The sequence below is a fragment of the Peribacillus simplex genome (genome assembly GCF_001578185.1).
GTDB classification, from domain to species: domain Bacteria; phylum Bacillota; class Bacilli; order Bacillales; family DSM-1321; genus Peribacillus; species Peribacillus simplex_A.
Genome location: NZ_CP011008.1, coordinates 2,276,030 through 2,294,119, shown reverse-complemented (window position 1 = coordinate 2,294,119; position 18,090 = coordinate 2,276,030). Strand labels below are relative to the sequence as shown.

Below are 18,090 nucleotides of genomic sequence, written 5' to 3'. Positions count from 1 at the left end.
AGATTGATCAAAAATAACAATTGATTTTGTAGCCAATGGTTTCATTTCTGTTAAAATTTTAACATTGAGCATGTTTTCTATATCTTGTATATCCAGGAATATACTATGTTTAGACAGGTATTTACATACATATTTATTCCAATCCCTTTTTCATAGAAAAAAGCCTCCATAAAAACATAATTAAGGAGGCTTTTTTTTATGAAATCAATTTCTGAATCTCCTATATGCGGACCGACTTTCAGTGATAGTAAGAAATTTTTTAAATAATTTACGATTCAGAAACTAAAATAGTTTTTATAGACTTAATATCTTTTCTTTCATTAGTGACTGAATCAATGCCTATTAGATCTCCAATAGCTGTATTAAAATCCTCAAGTAATACTTTATCTGTAATTAAATTTGATAATTCTGGTAGGTCTATTGCACAGGACAAAGCTTTTTCCATCATATGGTGCGCTTCTCCTGTTCCAACTATTGTAATACCTTTTGATAATAATTCAAAAGGTTTAACTGTAAACTCATAGGTATCATCAAAACCCATTGGAATAAGTCTTCCACCCTTTTCAATAAGTGGATATGCCCACTCTAGTTGATTGCCAATCGCATCAATAACCACATCAAATTTTCTTCCTTGATTAATTCGATAAATTTCTTCTAAGTTAAGTTTTTCCGGATGATATACATATTTGGTTATTTTTTGTGCAGCCTTTGTTCTGAAATGGCCAATTTCTGTAGCAACTGTAATTCTAGAGAGTTTTCGTGCAATCAATTGAACCATTAGACCAATTGGTCCAGAACCTAAGACCAATACTGATTCATCAGGTTTTATATTCGCTTTTTCTAGAACGCTAAGAACGCACGAAAGAGGTTCAATTAAAGTTGCTCTTTCCCAATCCATAGAATCAGGCAATTTATAAATAAATCTATCTTCCCCAACATAATATTCTCCAAATGTACCATGAGAGCCGATCCCCAATTGCCATTCATCAAATTCTTCACAATAACATGTTAATCCTTTCCTACAGTAATAACACTTTCCACAAAATTGTGTAGGATCAATCACAACACGATCTCCTACTCTCACATTTTTTACACTTTCTCCCACTTCAGCTACTATACCAACCGATTCATGTCCCATAACCATATTTGGAGAAGCATACATCTTACCCTTTAACACATTCAAGTCTGTTCCGCATATCCCTGTCCCATATATTTTGACTTTTACATCATTACTTTTTTGTATCTGAGGCTCTTCGACTTCTTTATATTCTAATTGTTTATTTTCAGTCCATACCAATGCCTTCATATTTTTTTTCGCTCCCTTTCCAATTAATTTGTTCCAATAGCTTTTGGTGTAATTCTTCGGTAGAAGCTGCTATACATGACTGTTGATTATTAAAGCTAATATCAGTTAACAAAGTTTCATCTAAAGACTTTCCATATGCATCAGTAATAATTACCCCTGCTTTTTTTGCTAAAAACACACTTGCAGCTATATCATATGGGAATAGGTGTAATACTTGACCATTCCCTACTTTTTGGAAGTCTTGTAACAATTCTGGATTATCTTTAAGTAATCTATTGCCAATATCTACATATGCATCCATTTGACCTGTAATAATTCGTGAAATAGAATATGATGCACTATTAAATATAAATACTCCGCCATTATTTGCAGATTCATCAATTAAATGGCCATAAGAATCGATCATTAATTTAGTAGGATGACCGTTAAACTCAAAACTCCAAAACATATTCTTAATATCTTTCCCATGACTTAAGTTTGGTAATTCACACTTATACCCTTCAAACTCTATAAAATTCGAAAAAATATCTCCATACATATAATTTCCTGTTTTGAGCTCCATTAAGAAAGCATATTCAATATCTTTGATTTTAGAATTGTCTTTGTATTTTGCTAGTGCGATGGAGATACATGACATTTCAAGCCCTGCAGCTGCAGGGCGAGTACCATCAATTGGGTCAACTATTAGAATGTATTGTGGATTTTCTCCTATTGTCTTTAGTCCACCGTCTTCAGTATAAAATACAATAGGTTCTTTCTTTTCTGAGATAAATTCAAGAACTGCAGTTTCTGCTGCTGCATCAATATTAAACTGTGCATCCCCACCCGGAGAGTACCCATTTACTATACGATTTTTTAACGTACCCTTTTGATTTTTCACTTTACTATATACGTATCTGCCTAACTCGATTATGTAGTTTTTCACTTTATCTCCTCCAATAGTCTATCTAATCTATGACATAGTTCCTCTGCCTCGCTTAGAGTGATAGTAAGAGGTGGACGAATTTTAAAAACATTTCCGTAGCCATATCTTGATGTTCTGATAATTATGCCGTGATCCATAGCACATTTTGCAATATGATTAGTAAGTTCAACATCAGGTTCATTGTTATCTTTCACTATCTCGACCCCAATCATTAACCCTACTCCTCTTACATCTCCAATAAACTTAAATTTCTCTTTCATTCCCTCTAAACGCTCCATAATATAATCTCCAACCACAGTCACATTTTCTAAGAACCCAGGTCTTTTTAAAATGTCAATCGTAGTACATGCTGCTGCAGACGCCATTACATTCGAACCATACGTAAATGAGTGATGATGGCCAGGCATGCCTACATACTTTTCTTCAGTAAGTATGGCAGCTACTTGGAATCCAGTTCCACCTAACCCTTTTGCTACAGTCATCATATTAGGCTGTACATCAAAATAATCTGCAGCAAACATTTTACCAGTTCTACCAAAACCGGTTTGTATCTCATCAAAAATTAATGCAATATCATGTTCTTCACATAATTTTTTTAATGATTTGAAATATCCCTTAGGTGGAACTATATTACCTCCATTTCCAGATATCGGTTCGACCATAATGGCTGCAACATTTCCGGTGCTTGCATATTCAATAAAATCATTGATTCTTTCTACACATAGCATTCCGCAAGAATCAGGCTTTTGATTGTAAAAGCAACGCGAGCAATAAGGGTCTGGAACTTGCAATCCAAATGAAAATTGAGGCGGGAAAGGTTCTCTTCGAAAAGAATTACCTGAAAGGGCCGACATCATATAGGTTTGTCCCAAATGACTACGGAACAAAGATATAACATCACGCTTTCCGGTGTTATACTGCGCCATTTTAATAGCTCCTTCATTCGCAGCTGACCCACTACAAACTTTCGGGTGTGCTCTTGTGAGATTACTAGGAGCAATTTCAACAAGTTTTTGTGCTAATGTATTTACCGAATCTGTCTGATAAGAGGAAGTGACATGAATAAGATTATCCATTTGGTTTTTTACTGAATTAATTACTTCTTTATTGCTGTAGCCCAAATTCAAGTTGAATGTAGCTGATGCACAGTCAAAATATTTATTCCCATCCTGATCATAAAGATAGATTCCTTCGCCTTTCTCCATAATAATGTCATCTACTTTATAGTATAAACTGTCAGGATTTGTTGAACTTTTAACTTTACCATTCATTTTTACAACACTCCTATTATGTTATTTAAAATAAAAAAACTAGGCACTGTAATTAATCTAAGTACTCAATTAAACTTTTAAAAATCCCAAAAACTATTACGAGAAAAGATACATTCACTTAACTTTAATCATTTGTTCATATTACTTCCCTCGCTAATATTTTCTAATATTCCGAAAAATTGTTGTATGGGGATCTTTCCATGTTTAACCTTAATTGCATTAATTACAAAACAAATATTACCAGAATTATTTGTTGATTTGGTAATAAAGGTCCAGATGGGTCTTAACTATGTTTAATTTATCCCAATTCACAAATATATTGCCCTAAATTGTAATATTTGAATAAAATATCCAAAAGTAGGATGTTATATCATTCCTTTTATGGTATTTTTATAAAGTTAAGGAGGAAGTTTGTCGTGTTATTGACGATTTTCGGTGGTTTTTTGGAAACGTTAGTCATTATCCTTGTGGGGTATCGATTAATTGGAGTTTCTTTGAAAGATAAAATGATCCCGATATGCATCCTAAGTTTTTATGGAAGTATTATTCTGTTAATGGTAAAAGAAACATTGCCTTCGGTAACTTACCTTCTAGTAACGATTTTAGCGATTGGATTTCTGTTGACATTTGTCACAAACCTGAATAGTTTTGCTTCATTTATTGCTGTGTTGCTAGGATGTCTTTTATTGTTAATATCAGAGGTTATCGGATTCATGCTCTATAAAGAATTGCCATATATACATTCATTGAGTGCATTACCTTTAGTAAGGCCCGTTTCACACCTTGTGATAATGGTAATATTTTATGTCATCTTGAGAAAAGCAAATTATTATATTCCGATACCAGTCAAGAAAAAATATAATAAAAACGATACTATTTTATCTGTTTTAGTCTTCTTATTTGGCCTTCTTTTTTTGTTTTACATTTTCGTTTTTGAATTCAAACAGTTAAAGCTTTTAAGCATAACATCAGCTATAGTTTTAGTTATAATTACAATTTCATTATTGTATCTAATTCGGTATCATATGGTAAAAAAAATTGAGCATCTAGCTGTTTCCTTAGATGATCAATATGAAGAAGACATTTCTAAACATATCACTACAATGCGTTCCCAGCGACACGACTTTATTCATCACATATTAGCTCTAAAACAAATGCTAAACAGCGGAAAATACACTGATTCAGTAGACTACGTTAACTCAGTGCTAGAAGAAATATCCTACGTAAGCGATGTATTACCCATAGCTTCAGAAGCTGTTGGGGGGTTATTACTTTCCTACAAAGAGAAGGGTGAAAAAAAAGGCATTAACATGTACTACTACATTGGAGATAATTTATCTTCCTTTCCTTGTAAGATTTATGAAACAAATAAGATATTAGGAAATTTAATCCTTAATGCTATTGAAGCTGTCGATCAATTAGAAGAGGAAAAGAGATATATCAACATGAAAATCCAAAGAAATGATGTCCATTATATATTAGAAGTAAGTAATTATATAGAGGATGGAACTGTTGAAAATATTGAGAGTATCTTCGATCAAGGCTTTACAACTAAAACTAATACATACAACACTGGACAGGGATTGACCATTGTTGAAAGTATTGTCATGCAGTACGGAGGACATATATACCCAGAAGTCATAGAGGACATGATTACATTCATTGTAAAAATACCACATGGAGGGAAATATGTTTAAGCATTTCTTACCGAACCATTTGGCAACAAACCTCTCAAATCTAGTTGTCTCTGAAAATCCACAACTCGTAAAAAATAAAGATAAAATTCGCTATGGACTTGAATGGATGATATCGGGTATGAATCAAATTGTTTTGGTCAGTCTACTTGTATGGCCTTTAGGGATTTTACCAGAGACCATAATCGGATTGCTTACAGGGGCTCTCCTTCGAATGTTTTCAGGAGGTGCCCATTTCAAAGGGTATTGTTCATGTCTTATTCTTAGCACGTTGCAAATTATTTTTATAACATTTATTTCCGTAAAATATACAGACGTTCTTTCATCCTATAAGATTCTATTTATCTTATTACTATTTATCAGTTTTTTAATTACTGCTCAAAAAGCACCAATATTACATAAAAAAAAGCACCTTTTCACACAAAAAAGTATGTTAAAACTGAAAATAAAGGCTGTAATCACATTCATTCTATGTACGGGATGGAGTGTTTTTCTACCTCAAACCACAATGTATTGTGTTTGGTTTGCTTTAATTTTCCAAGGGTTATCCTTAACAGTTTTTTGGGGGAAAAGCGTCTTAATTTTAGATGCTTTTATATATAAAATTACCTTAAAGGGGTTACATTGATTATGTTAAAATTTCTAACTTTTGCAATTGGAATGATATCGTTATTTATTAATTCCATTACCTCGATGAGTAGTTGTTTTTGGTTTTCCTACGAGCCAGAGCTACCAGATGAAGAAAAATAGGTTATGATGGGATATATACGTCTAGCTGTTATTGACGATCAGGAACCAATCCTTAACGAGATTAAGGGATTTATTAATAACTTCCCAAATGTAGATATGATATTAAGTACAACTGATGCGAGCGAATTGTTTAGTTCTATCGATCAAGGGCTGATCATTGACGTAATATTATTAGATATTAATATGCCTGTGTACAATGGATTTGACATTGCCCATTATTTGAAAGAAAGTCATCCCCAAATCAAGATTATTTTTATGAGTGCCTATCAAGACTTCGCTTTGCAGGGTTATAAATATTACCCAGAAGATTTTTTAACTAAGCCCATTAATATTGTGAGACTAAAGCAGACGCTTGATCGCCTTAGTTATACCCATAAAAAGGCAAGAAGAATTGGCATAAAAACGAATGGGAAAATCTTTTTAGTCGATACTTCCAGCATTCTCTATATAGAGAAAAAGGCGAGAAAAACATTTATCCACCTAAAAGATGCAGAGACTGTGGAATGCTCAGAAGGCTTAAATAAGTTAGAAGACATTCTTAATCAGTGTAATTTTTATCGAACGCATCAATCCTATTTGGTGTCGATTGACAAAATTGAATACATAGAATCGGACAATTATATGAAGTCATATAATGTAAAATTACATCACTGTAATCACAAGATTACCCTAAGCCGTCACAAATTTACGGCTTTAAAGAATCTCATCGAACGACATTTTTAGTTTTTTAAAAAAGTACCAAAGAAAGGAAGACATTTCTTTGGTACGTTACGTATCTTTAATTCCAGAAGTTTAACTGGCCATGTAACCAGTTAAACTTCCATAGGTATGATTGCTGTCATGTTTAAACCCAGAGTACCCTGTAGGCCTTCGAAGGGGGAATGGATTTTTCGCCCTTACGGATGGGAATTAATAGGTATCCTCCAAAGGGCATATTTAATTTTCTTTGGAGTTGAAGAAGACCAAATAATTAACTTGTTTTTAGTCCCGTTTGGCATCAACCAAGTTATTTTTTTGTTCAAACTTCAATTTCACTGATTACAGGAATGCTGCCCCGATAGTTCCATAAAGAAAGAGCTGCCTTAAAAACAGCTCCGCTCTTAAGCTAACATACCCGTTAGCTTAAGAGTTTTTTCACAAAGGCAGTTATATTTTAGCGTATTTTTCCATTATAGTTTAAGATTCATAAAAGACGAATCTTTAGGAGGATTCGCCTTGATGGAAGAAACACCTTACGTTAGATGAAATTTAGTATGCTAGATATTCAACAATAATTTCTATCATTTCTCACCAAAACTTGCATCAAATAGATAATCAGATAATTCAGTACCTTCGAAGCTTTCTTGTGTGATATTTTCTTGATCATCTTTTTCTTCTCCCGTTTTCTTCATTGCAAATGTTGAAATATAATAACCTTCAACTGGTAACTGCTCATCATCTAATAATTGTGTTTCTCCATTTGATACGACATAAGTTCGATTTTCTACTGCATAATTGATTCGTTCCCCTGTACTTTGTATAACATAGGAAGAAAAGTCACCCTTAGCATGAGTAATATCTTTTATATCAAGCACATTAAGATTTTCAAAAAAATGCTCAGCATCAATTAATCGATTGTATTGGAGCCATGTTTCAAGCTGACTATTCATAACCTGCTACCTATTCCTATCAATATCATATCGAATTTCATAAAGATTATAGCTATTGCCATTTTGCCCAATTAGTTGCCAGCTTAAGTCTGTAATTCTACCGTCTTCAGTATAGTCTACTTCAAAATCCTCAAGCCTCAAACTGTTATTCTCTAGATTTAATTCTTGTTTGACTAGTTCATATTCTTCTTGAAAGTTCATCGTATATACTGAACCAAGTTCATGCTCAATGAATATAGGGCGATTTCCCCAGCCATCCATGGCATATGGTATGGCCCATTGGACGAATATAAATGCAAGAAAACCAAAAACCGCAGCTATTCGTTTTACCTGTACATTTAACTTAGGTCGAAAAAATATCAGATACACTACAAACCCAGGTGGAAGTGAAATTTGATTGAAATTAAAGGCAAATGAACCTAATATAAAGTATCCAATTATTTTTAACGGGAAATAAGATTCTTTATCGTCATTTTTCCACACTAAAAATAAAAAACTAACAATTAATATTACTGTGTAAACAATAGATGCCATTTTTAAGTCACCCTATCTGGTAGGAAATCGCATTGATTGTATATCCAGAATCACCTAATATATATGAATATTTCACCATTATTATAGTTATTCGAAAAGACATTAAGACTATTACTTAATAACTAGACAAATTCCAAAAACGAACGGCTTTATTATAACCGGCATTATCCTTGTCTGGTAAGACCCTGGTAATAAGTAAAGTACCGTTAGTGAAATAACCATATGTATTATTCACAGGATACAGACCAGTTAATAGCTAAGAAGTCCTTTTCAATGTTAGGTTTCTTATTGTTTTCAATACAAGCACTTTTTGTGATTTCAAGTGTATTAAAGTTTGAGATAATAGCAATTGCAGAAAATGACTAAGCTATAAAACATAACATAAGAGAATTTTTTCGCTTAATATAGATATCCTCATGGTATATTATAAAATTATTTAAAATAGTGAGAATCGAAAGGAGTGCTTTTACTGGGTTATTAGTTTAATTATCGTTGTATCACACATGACAACCGGGGATATAGTCGCTCAGGTAAATCCGAATCCCTGGACGTACAGTATTGAACAGCATCCAGAAAATTTAAAAGCTGCTGCTGAACTCAACAGTCCAGTGTTTTTTATTTACATTTAATTTGTATAGGATTCCCTTTGGTATCCCAAGTGAATAGGTGATGATATGGCAGTTTATACAAATTATCTTTCACGGAATTAACACAACCATCACAATAATATTCCACGTGATCTTTCCCCTTTTCATAAAGAGGGGTCATATCAGACATATCGTCCCATTTAGCGCAATACATACATATTTTACGTTCCATGATATATCACCCCTGATTTATGCAAAAAAAATGGGAAATAGTGAAAAAATAAGCTCGACAAATGGCGGTAAATCTACTTTGTATGAATTTCTGTATAATCCATAATAATGGGTCATCAGAAAACCGTTGGTATATATGGGTTTATAAAAATATCACCTTCCGACAGATAATCAGTTATACTACTTAGTTGTTAAAAAATATAACTGAACAGCTTGTTTTCCAAAAAAGCTATTCAGTTGGGTTGTTCAACGCTTATTTTTTCTTACCCACACGATTCAGAATGCTTTTGTTCAAATTATTGCGTAACTTATCATCCCATCTTTTCGCTTGGTCGATAAGTCCATTGGCGAATGCTGTCACGTCTTCACCTGTCACTTCCAATACGTCTTTGCCATCTGCCGCACCATCTTCAAACAAATCAATGAGATCATACTGGATTCTCAGCATATCCATGCCGCTTCCAGAGGCGAAACCCCACATATAGTTGCAAATTTTTTTATAGGCTTCTGGGTAGTTGCCTGGCAAAGCTTCCACACGCGCCATCATTTCTTTGTATTCTTTTTTGTCGTCAAGTATCTTTTTGATGAAATTCACCATGATATTTAACCTCCTACCTTATTTTTTATTCGTCCATATTTTTACTTGCTCTTCAACTCTACACTCAATTTCTTTTTTCAAATCTACTTGCCCTCCTAATATACTTGCCGATTCTCCATCTAGTTTTGAGAGAGCCATCAATTCATCGGCAAATGCCGCCACGTCTTCACCGGTAACATCTAGCACATGCTTGCCTTCTGCTGCACTAGCTTCAAACAGTTCATACAAATTGATGATTTCTTCACCAAATCCATATCCGAAATTCCACATGTACTTTTGAATCTTTTTGAACACAAATGCGTAATCTTTCGGTAGGGAATTTACTTTTTTCATAAATGCTTTGTATTCCTTCTTGCTTTCTAAATCGCCAATGATTAGCTCTATAAATTTCTTCATATTATTTCTCCCCCTTTAGGGTATTAATTTTTGATGAAACAAAATTCCATTTTCCCCAAAATTGTTCGAGTTCCTCGTGTCCTGCATTATTTAATGAATAAAATTTGCGAGGAGGACCCATTTCAGAACGCTTTTTCTCGAATTTCACTAATTCTTTCTTTTCCAGTCGCACCAAAATGGTGTAGACCGTACCCTCAACAACCTCTTTAAAGCCCATTTCATTGAGGCGACGGGTAATCTCGTAGCCGTAAGTATCTCCCCGGCTGATAATTTCCAGCACACAACCTTCCAACACACCTTTGAGCATTTCTGTTAAATTTTCCACAGCATACACCTCCTAAGCTAATAAGTTATACAGGTATTCGGTATTAATGAGTACTGGTATACTGTAATACTATGTAGCGAGGGTGTCAAGTGTGCATTAAAAAAATTATAAATTTAAAAAGATACAAAAGGATTTTGCTGTACATGCAGAATAAAAAAAGGAAAACCAAAATAAAGTATGGATTTCGGTTTATCATTTTTATAAACGATTTAACTTTATTTAAATCGGTACATCTTTTTATATAAGGTACGACTTTATTTTAAAACTACAACAATGCCACAAGAAAAAAGACGATTAGCTATTACTAGTCATCTCTTTCACTTCAGCATAAATAGTGGAACGTGGGACACCTGTCATTTTGGCTATATCATTAACGCTTCATGTGCCCGATGAAGTCCTACAACATGATTTTCCGTTTGAGTATTTGCTCCAATCTCGTGCGTAAACAGCTCAAAATCTTGCGTACCGTTCGAATTCACGAGTATTTGTACGAATCTCACGAGTAAATGCACGAATCTCACGAGTATTTGTTCCAATTTCACGAGTAAATAGCACAAATTCACGAGTAACGCTTCAATCTCTTGAGTATTTGCTCCAATTTCGTGCGTAAATAGCTCAAAATCTTACGTACCGTTCGAATTCACGAGTAAATGCACGAATCTCACGAGTATTTGCTCCAATTTCACGAGTAAATGGCACAAATTCACGAGTAACGCTCAATTTAATGAATATTTGCTCCAATTTCGTGCGTAAACAGCTCAAATTCTTCTGGAAAGCTCGAATTCACGAGTATATGCGATATATATAGGTTTGATTTCCCTAATAAACCAGGAAATCAGGCATTTGACCATAATAAAAAACGGCCTTTTTCCGCTTGTAAGGGAATTAGGCCGCTTATCATTCCGTTCTTCTCATTTCATATTGTTATAAGGGGCAAATGGATTTCATTTAATAAAAACCGCTTTCTTCCCCTTACTGCTTTCGAAAGCCGCATCAATGATTTTAATGACCGATAGCCCCTCCTGAGCAGTGACTGGAGCTTTTTTCCCGTTCAATATACTATCGGCAACTGCCTGGTAATACGTTAAATAAGAACCATGCAGAGTTTCAATGGTTTCATGTGTCTCATTTTCACCTTCAACGGTAACCAGCTTGCCATAAAACTCAGGATCATCTGAACCCCAAGATCCATCCACCGGTTTTTTCCCCTCACTCAACGCCGTCTCTTGGCAATCAAGACCGTACTTGATAAATGATCCTTTACTTCCATGCACTTGAAACCGCGGTCCATTAACCGGTACAATCGAGCCTGAATGCAATATCACTCTCAGCTTTTCATATCCTAATATCACATGGAAATAATCATCCGTTTGGGCATTCTCTTTTTGCGAAAATACATCTGCCCAAACGAATTGCGGCAACCCAAACAAATACAAGGCTTGATCGATCAGATGTGATCCTAAATCAAATAGCATACCTGTTCCTGGGCCTGGTTTTTCCCTCCATCTATTCCTGACCACTGGCCTGAATCGATCATAATGGACCTGGTATGTATTGATTTCCCCAAGCACTCCATCATCAATAAGTTTTTTAACCGTCAAAAAGTCATTATCCCATCTCCGGTTATGATAGACGCTTAATAGCAGATTCTTTTCCTCGGCAATCTTAATGAGCTCCTCTGCCTCCCAAGCTTCCACTACCATCGGCTTTTCCAGGATGACATGCTTCCCGGCTAACAAGCTTTGCTTGGCCATTTCATAATGTAAACCACTCGGTGTCGTAATAACAGCCAAATCGATGGACGCATCTTCAAGAATATCCTCTAAGCTGCTTACAACTTCCACATCCTTCAAATCTTTTTGGACTTTTTCCTTTTTGGAGCTGACTACTTTCGTTATTTGAAATTCCCCTAAAACACTTAGTAATGGCGCATGAAACGTAGCCCCTGACAATCCATACCCAACTATACCGACTTTAATTTTTCTCATTCGTTCCCTCTCGCTTTCTTGTTCCTCTGATACAATCATAAAACTGATTTTATGCTTTATTTTTCATCATTTGTCCGGATATGTTTCTCTCAAAAACTTTACAGACTGATTAATCAATTCTTTCAAAACATTAATTTCGATATCTGCCACTTTATTGATGTATACACATCCTTTTCCGGTGGTGTGTTTTCCAAATGCCTGTAACAATTCTACCCTTCTTTTGTCGCCCGGAGTAAAATATAGACTGATTTTTGCTTTACGAGGTGAAAAGCCAACTAGAGGGGCATCACCTTCGTGACCAGATTCATATTTATAATGATAGGTACCGAAACCAATGATGCTCGGTCCCCACATCTTTGCCTCAAAACCTGTCGTTTCGGTAAAAATATCTAATAATTTATATGCGTCTTCACGTTTTTTTAGATTATCGACTTTCTCAATGAACTCAGTGACACTGCTGTCAGTTTCTTTGGTTTTTGGTTTATACATGACCGGAACCTCTCCTATACTAGTAAAAATTCAAAAGATTTCCTTTGCCAAAAACTTAATACCCTAGACGATCATGTTTTTAGCGGTGACGTGTATGTATGCAGCTAAAACATTAATTTTCGATGAAATCCTAACCATTCAATTGCATGACGGACGAGCTTCATTACTAATTCTCCAAGCCTCATGGCAAATCCTTTAATACAATACCCTTAATATATTATAGAACATCGATTCATTTTATTCTAATTTAAGGGCAAAGTGTATAAAGGTATATTTACTATATTAGGATTCGATTAAATGAAAATCGATTTATTGGTACGTTTAAAACGGTACTTTTTCATAAAAATCTCTACGATCAGAAAAGATGAGAAGGAACAATACTGACCGTAGATTAGAGTAAATCAATAGTTGCATAGGGAATTGGAGAGCAAAATAACAGATTAACCGGTTCCCTATTGCCGTCGGATCTTTTCAATTTCATCGGCTATGAATTGCACCTGTGTCCCTACGATGACTTGAATGCTTTGGGGACCAACGATATTAATTCCTGCAACCCCTGTTGATTTGATTTTATTCTGATCGACAGCTCCCATACTCTCCACTTCAACTCTTAAACGGGTAACGCAGTTATCTACAGTTGTTACGTTAGCGTCTCCGCCCAGCCCCTCATAAATTGCAGAGGCCATCCCAAAGAATTTACTCTGATTAGAACCGTCTAGACTGCTGCCTGCTTGTGCACTCGCTCCTCCACCATCAAGCTCATCTTCTGTATCATCTTCTCTTCCGGGTGTCATTAAATTAAATCTTGTTATCAAGAAGCGGAATAAGAAATAATAGATAACGGCGAAAGCCAGTCCTTGAAGAAGCAGCATATATGGTTCATTTGCCATTGGTAATCTTGAACTTAAAACAAAGTCAATGAATCCTGCACTAAAACCAAACCCTGCTGTCCATTGGAAAGTCGCAGCAATAGCTAACGAAATTCCGGTTAATAAGGCATGCACCACAAAAAGGGCTGGTGCAACAAACATGAAAGCAAATTCCAATGGTTCAGTAACACCTGTAAAAAACGAAGCGAAACCTGCAGCGAGCATTAATGATGCCACTTGTTTTTTCTTATGGGATTTTGCCGTATGGTACATCGCAAGAGCTGCTGCTGGCAACCCGAACATCATGACGGGAAAGAATCCGGCTTGGTACATGCCTGTGGTTCCTTTTATTCCCTTTCCAGCCCAGAAATTGCCGATATCATTAAGTCCTATTACATCGAACCAGAAAACGGAATTTAACGCATGATGTAAACCTGTTGGTATCAACAGCCTATTGAAGAATCCATAGAGTCCTGCTCCAGCAGCACCCATTTCACTTATTCCTTCCCCAAATATAACTAACCAGGAGTAGATGAGTGGCCATATGAAAAATAATATAAGGGAAACAAGTAACATGGCAACAGCAGTAAGGATGGGGACAAGTCGTTTACCGCTGAAGAAAGCGAGTGCATCCGGCAGCTCGACCTTACTGAATCGATTATACATAGCTGCAGCTACAAGCCCTGAGAGAATTCCGACAAATGCATTTTTTATTTTCTCAAATGCTGGATTTACATCTTTTGCATCAATTCCCTGCAGCATCGCTACCGAGTCCGTGGAAAGCAATGTCGTTATGACCAGATAGGCTACCAGCCCGCTCAAAGCAGCGGCCCCATCTTTTCCTTTCGACATCCCCAACGCTACCCCTACAGCAAACAAGATAGCCATATTGTCAATGATCGAAGACCCTGCTTTTATTAAGAAAGCTGCTAACGGACTTCCGGCTCCCCATCCTGCTGGATCTATCCAATAACCGATCCCCATTAAAATGGCGGCTGCCGGCAATACGGCTACTGGCAGCATCAAGGAACGTCCAATTTTTTGAAGATATTTTTTCATCCCGCTTTCCTCCTGACAATTACTGATTTAGGGCAAACCCTATATTCTATTAGACAACGGTTCCTTCCATTTTAGAACTTCATTTCATTTTTAAATTTGCTATATTCAGGAATAAAGTCTTAGCGATTTACTCCTCCATCGAAAGTTAAAAAAAAAAGAAAAGTCCAACCGGACTTTTCTTTCACTTTTATTTATAGAGCAAGTAATTTTTGCGAACCTTTTTAAAAGCATCCTGCTCTACTTGATATTCTTTCATGATTTCATCTACTGATGAACCTTCTTCAATCCTTGACTTTACCCAGCCATTGCCAATCAATAGGCTGAAATTGTTGGCTGCAAGGAATTCGAAATCATCTGGGTATAGATCATGGATGGTCTTGATGATATGAAGTCCAGTAGGAACAGCCTTGAATTCCGCTCTATCCGTTACATAAATTTCGACTCCATGGCTGAGTTTACCCGCATGCTTTGAAAACGTAGGGGTAAAAGAGGCGGCCCTGAATTTTACGCCAGGTAACCGTAATGCATTTAATTTCCCAGCAAGTTCATTGCTGTTTATATAGGGAGCACCAATCAGTTCGAATGGTTTAGTCGTCCCTCTGCCTTCCGAGACATTCGTTCCTTCGATCAATCCTGTAGCGGGGTATACGAATGATGTGGATACGGTCGGCATGTTCGGTGACGGCAAGACAAAAGGAAGCCCAGTATCGTCATAATCCATATCTCGTTTCCAGCCTTTCATCTTGATGACCTTTAGATCGGCTCCAATTTTAAACTCCTTATTGAACAAAGTCGCGAGTTCACCAACTGTCATCCCATGTTTAAGAGGAATTGGGTACATACCAACAAACGATGAGAATTCTGGTTCAAGTACAGGTCCATCTACCGATTCGCCTCCTTGTGGGTTTGGCCGGTCCAGCACGATAATGGGAATATCATTTTCTCTTGCTGCTTCCATTGCATAAGCCATCGTGTAGATATAAGTGTAATAGCGTGTTCCGACATCCTGGATATCAAAGACAAGGACCTCAACATCTTTTAACATTTCAGGTGTCGGTTTTTTCGTTTTACCATATAAGCTATAGACGGGCAAACCTGTTTTTTCATCAATATAATATTCAACACTAGCACCAGCTTGCGCATCTCCGCGCACTCCATGTTCGGGACCAAATAACGCAGTCAAATTAATATCCGGATCGTCATGTAGTAGATCGACAATGCTGGTCAATTTAGAATCGATGCCAGTTGGATTCGTAATTAGCCCCACTTTCTTTCCTCTTAACACGTTCTTTTCTTCTTTTAAAAGGACTTCAATTCCGGGACTGACCTTTTGATTTTTCTTCTCCTTAACAGCCGTCACACTTTTTGAGGAAACGATGCCTAAAGCAAACAGGCAAATGGTAAATAATATAATCATTCGTTTCAAATTATTTCCCCCTCTATTGTTTAATGGGTTTTCCTGATTTAATATCTAATCCATATCCAAGTTTATAAAGGCTTTCAGAGGGTTTAGTCACTGATGGTATATCGACCGGCAAAGTTCCTTTAGGTTTTGATCCTCCAAAAATGGTCGAGATGCCTGCCGGAATATTTGGCTGTCTATAACGCCCATTCGAATACCCTTTAAATCCGTAAACAGCAAGCACCGCTTTCGCTTCTTCAAAATTTGCAACATCATAAGGGTTTCTTAAACTCATTAAAACAAATTCTTTATCTTGCTTCTTAGCATGATTCATGACCGCTCTTGGGAAGGCTGTTGCCCACTTCGAAGAATCTTGAACGCTATCATCGATCACTCCATCATTGACAGCCGGATCGTTTTTAACAATATAGGAACCAGTAATGACAAAGTCTGATTCATCAATAAGTCTAGCCACTTCATCTGTAAATGACTTTTCCGAAAAACTCATACCCGTTATTTGGACTTTCTTTATTTTCTTTTTATCAGCTAATTCGCGGATGCTCCTTGACATTGATTCAACTTGATCATCAAAAGGAGCAAGCACTAAAACTTTTTCATTTTTCTTAGGTTTGAAAGGCAAAGTTCTGCCTTCATTTTTTAATAGTGTGATGGCATTTTCCGCAATTTCCGTTTCTTTTTTCAGATGATCTTCATTCCCGACCACTTGAAGCGCGGTTTTGATCTTTTTATCGATTGGAGTTTTATCAGGGTTTAAAATCCCTCTTTTCACTTTTAGTTCAAGTATCCTCGTTACAGATTGATTGACTTGAGCTATAGGAATTTCGCCGCTTTCCACTGCTGCCTTCACTGCATTGAATACAGTGGTTATATTCTTTTCCATTTGGAGCGAATTTACTTGTGCAGGCATCTAATGCAATATCAACACCCGATTTCAGGGCAAGGACCACAGCTTCTTCCTGTCCGAAGTTGTCCGCAATGGCTTTCATATTCAAAGCATCTGTAACCACAACACCGTCAAAACCCATTTCTCCACGTAAAAGATCTGTAATGACCTTATGTGACAACGTTGCCGGAACCATAATTTCTTGACCGTCTTTTTTACTGATATACGTAGTGTTGTCGAATGCAGGGAATTGAACATGTGCAGTCATCATCATATCCACTCCAGCATTGATGGCCTTTTGGAAAGGAACCAACTCGATGGAACGCAAGCGCTCTTTATCATGAGAGACAAGAGGGAGACCATAATGACTATCGACTGCTGTATCTCCGTGGCCAGGGAAATGCTTGGCCGTTGCTATCATGTTCTGATTTTGCAATCCATTTATCGTTTGAATGCCCAACTTTGATACAAGTTCCGGATCAGAACTGAAGGAGCGAACGCCAATAACTGGATTTCCGGGATTATTATTGACATCGACAGACGGCCCAAAATTGACATTTATGCCAAGTGACGACAGTTCCCTCCCAATGATTTCTCCAGTTTGGTAAGCGTAATTCTCATTTCTGGTTGCACCAAGCGCCATATTACCTGGAAGGTTCGTTCCGGTTTGAAGGCGGGTTACGATTCCACCTTCCTGATCAATCGTTATGAACAGCGGAAGGTCTTGGCTTGCCATCTGCAAACCATCCGTGAGCCGAACCGTTTGTTCGGTGTCGACTACATTCTCAGCGAACAAAATCACACCGCCTAGATGATATTTTTTAATGATGCTTGCAATTTCTGAGTTCATTTCAATAAATCCTTTGGCCTTCACTTCTTCTTTTTTTTTCCAATTACGAAAATCCGGCATGAGCATTTGGCCGACTTTTTCATCAACTGTCATGTTTTCAACGATTTTCTGAACATCCGATGCTGAATTTTCGTTCTCTAATTTCGTTGCAGCCGCATTCCCTCTCAGAATGGATATAACCAAGAATAATGCGATTCCAGCTGGGACACATATCCTTATTATCATTTAGGCTTCCTCCCTTGTTTACCTTTAAGTTCTTGTAG

At 36.5% G+C, this 18,090-nt stretch carries 16 protein-coding genes and 1 pseudogene; 3 read left to right on the top strand and 14 right to left on the bottom strand.

The window, feature by feature from the left end; translation table 11 throughout:
* Window positions 1–268 precede the first annotated feature (268 nt).
* From UP17_RS10775 to UP17_RS10765, 3 genes are read right to left on the bottom strand one after another with little or no spacing between them, the layout of a single operon-like run.
* Window positions 269–1,306 carry a zinc-dependent alcohol dehydrogenase gene (locus tag UP17_RS10775; RefSeq protein ID WP_061463012.1) on the bottom strand — a complete coding sequence of 346 codons (1,038 nt, stop codon included), beginning with the start codon at window positions 1,304–1,306 and terminating at the stop codon, window positions 269–271.
* Entirely contained in the window at window positions 1,284–2,231 is a 948-nt protein-coding gene (locus tag UP17_RS10770) for an inositol monophosphatase family protein (protein ID WP_061463011.1), read from the bottom strand. The genes UP17_RS10775 and UP17_RS10770 overlap by 23 nt, the downstream gene beginning before the upstream one ends.
* Window positions 2,228–3,502, bottom strand: coding sequence for an aspartate aminotransferase family protein (locus UP17_RS10765; protein ID WP_061463010.1), 1,275 nt, complete (start codon window positions 3,500–3,502; stop codon window positions 2,228–2,230). The genes UP17_RS10770 and UP17_RS10765 overlap by 4 nt, the downstream gene beginning before the upstream one ends.
* Window positions 3,503–3,918: 416 nt before the next feature.
* Here UP17_RS10765 and UP17_RS10760 point away from each other — a divergent pair, with 416 nt between their 5' ends.
* From UP17_RS10760 to UP17_RS10750, 3 genes are all read left to right on the top strand, one after another.
* Window positions 3,919–5,199: a sensor histidine kinase gene (locus UP17_RS10760; protein WP_061463009.1), complete on the top strand. Its 1,281-nt coding sequence runs from the start codon at window positions 3,919–3,921 to the stop codon at window positions 5,197–5,199.
* Window positions 5,192–5,824 (top strand): accessory gene regulator ArgB-like protein, encoded by a 633-nt coding sequence (locus tag UP17_RS10755; protein ID WP_061463008.1) that lies wholly within the window; start codon window positions 5,192–5,194, stop codon window positions 5,822–5,824. Before UP17_RS10760 ends, UP17_RS10755 begins: the two co-directional genes overlap by 8 nt.
* A 125-nt stretch (window positions 5,825–5,949) precedes the next feature.
* A complete protein-coding gene (locus UP17_RS10750) occupies window positions 5,950–6,669 on the top strand; it encodes a LytR/AlgR family response regulator transcription factor (RefSeq protein WP_061463007.1) in 720 nt (239 codons plus the stop codon).
* Between the two features lie 557 nt (window positions 6,670–7,226).
* On the opposite strand, the gene UP17_RS10745 is transcribed toward UP17_RS10750, so the two are convergent.
* The 11 genes and pseudogenes from UP17_RS10745 to UP17_RS10695 form a co-directional block, all read right to left on the bottom strand.
* Window positions 7,227–7,595: a hypothetical protein gene (locus UP17_RS10745; protein ID WP_061463006.1), complete on the bottom strand. Its 369-nt coding sequence runs from the start codon at window positions 7,593–7,595 to the stop codon at window positions 7,227–7,229.
* A gap of 6 nt (window positions 7,596–7,601) precedes the next feature.
* The gene (locus tag UP17_RS10740) at window positions 7,602–8,129 is read right to left on the bottom strand and encodes a hypothetical protein (protein WP_061463005.1); all 528 of its coding nucleotides are present in this window, start codon (window positions 8,127–8,129) and stop codon (window positions 7,602–7,604) included.
* 1,071 nt (window positions 8,130–9,200) lie between these two features.
* A complete protein-coding gene (locus tag UP17_RS10730; protein ID WP_061463003.1) occupies window positions 9,201–9,545 on the bottom strand; it encodes a DUF1048 domain-containing protein in 345 nt (114 codons plus the stop codon).
* Between the two features lie 18 nt (window positions 9,546–9,563).
* Window positions 9,564–9,941 (bottom strand): DUF1048 domain-containing protein, encoded by a 378-nt coding sequence (locus UP17_RS10725; RefSeq protein ID WP_061463002.1) that lies wholly within the window; start codon window positions 9,939–9,941, stop codon window positions 9,564–9,566.
* A gap of 1 nt (window position 9,942) precedes the next feature.
* Window positions 9,943–10,266 carry a PadR family transcriptional regulator gene (locus tag UP17_RS10720; RefSeq protein WP_061463001.1) on the bottom strand — a complete coding sequence of 108 codons (324 nt, stop codon included), beginning with the start codon at window positions 10,264–10,266 and terminating at the stop codon, window positions 9,943–9,945.
* A 615-nt stretch (window positions 10,267–10,881) separates the two neighbouring features.
* Window positions 10,882–11,028, bottom strand: coding sequence for a hypothetical protein (locus UP17_RS27515; RefSeq protein ID WP_155727294.1), 147 nt, complete (start codon window positions 11,026–11,028; stop codon window positions 10,882–10,884).
* Between the two features lie 182 nt (window positions 11,029–11,210).
* Entirely contained in the window at window positions 11,211–12,254 is a 1,044-nt protein-coding gene (locus tag UP17_RS10715; protein ID WP_061463000.1) for an oxidoreductase, read from the bottom strand.
* Between the two features lie 66 nt (window positions 12,255–12,320).
* A complete protein-coding gene (locus UP17_RS10710; RefSeq protein ID WP_061462999.1) occupies window positions 12,321–12,743 on the bottom strand; it encodes a DUF1801 domain-containing protein in 423 nt (140 codons plus the stop codon).
* A gap of 452 nt (window positions 12,744–13,195) precedes the next feature.
* Window positions 13,196–14,671: an N-acetylglucosamine-specific PTS transporter subunit IIBC gene (gene nagE, locus UP17_RS10705; RefSeq protein WP_061462998.1), complete on the bottom strand. Its 1,476-nt coding sequence runs from the start codon at window positions 14,669–14,671 to the stop codon at window positions 13,196–13,198.
* A gap of 187 nt (window positions 14,672–14,858) precedes the next feature.
* Entirely contained in the window at window positions 14,859–16,097 is a 1,239-nt protein-coding gene (locus tag UP17_RS10700; protein WP_061462997.1) for an exo-beta-N-acetylmuramidase NamZ family protein, read from the bottom strand.
* A gap of 13 nt (window positions 16,098–16,110) precedes the next feature.
* A pseudogene (locus UP17_RS10695) lies at window positions 16,111–18,046 on the bottom strand (glycoside hydrolase family 3 N-terminal domain-containing protein).
* Between the last annotated feature and the right edge of the window lie 44 nt (window positions 18,047–18,090).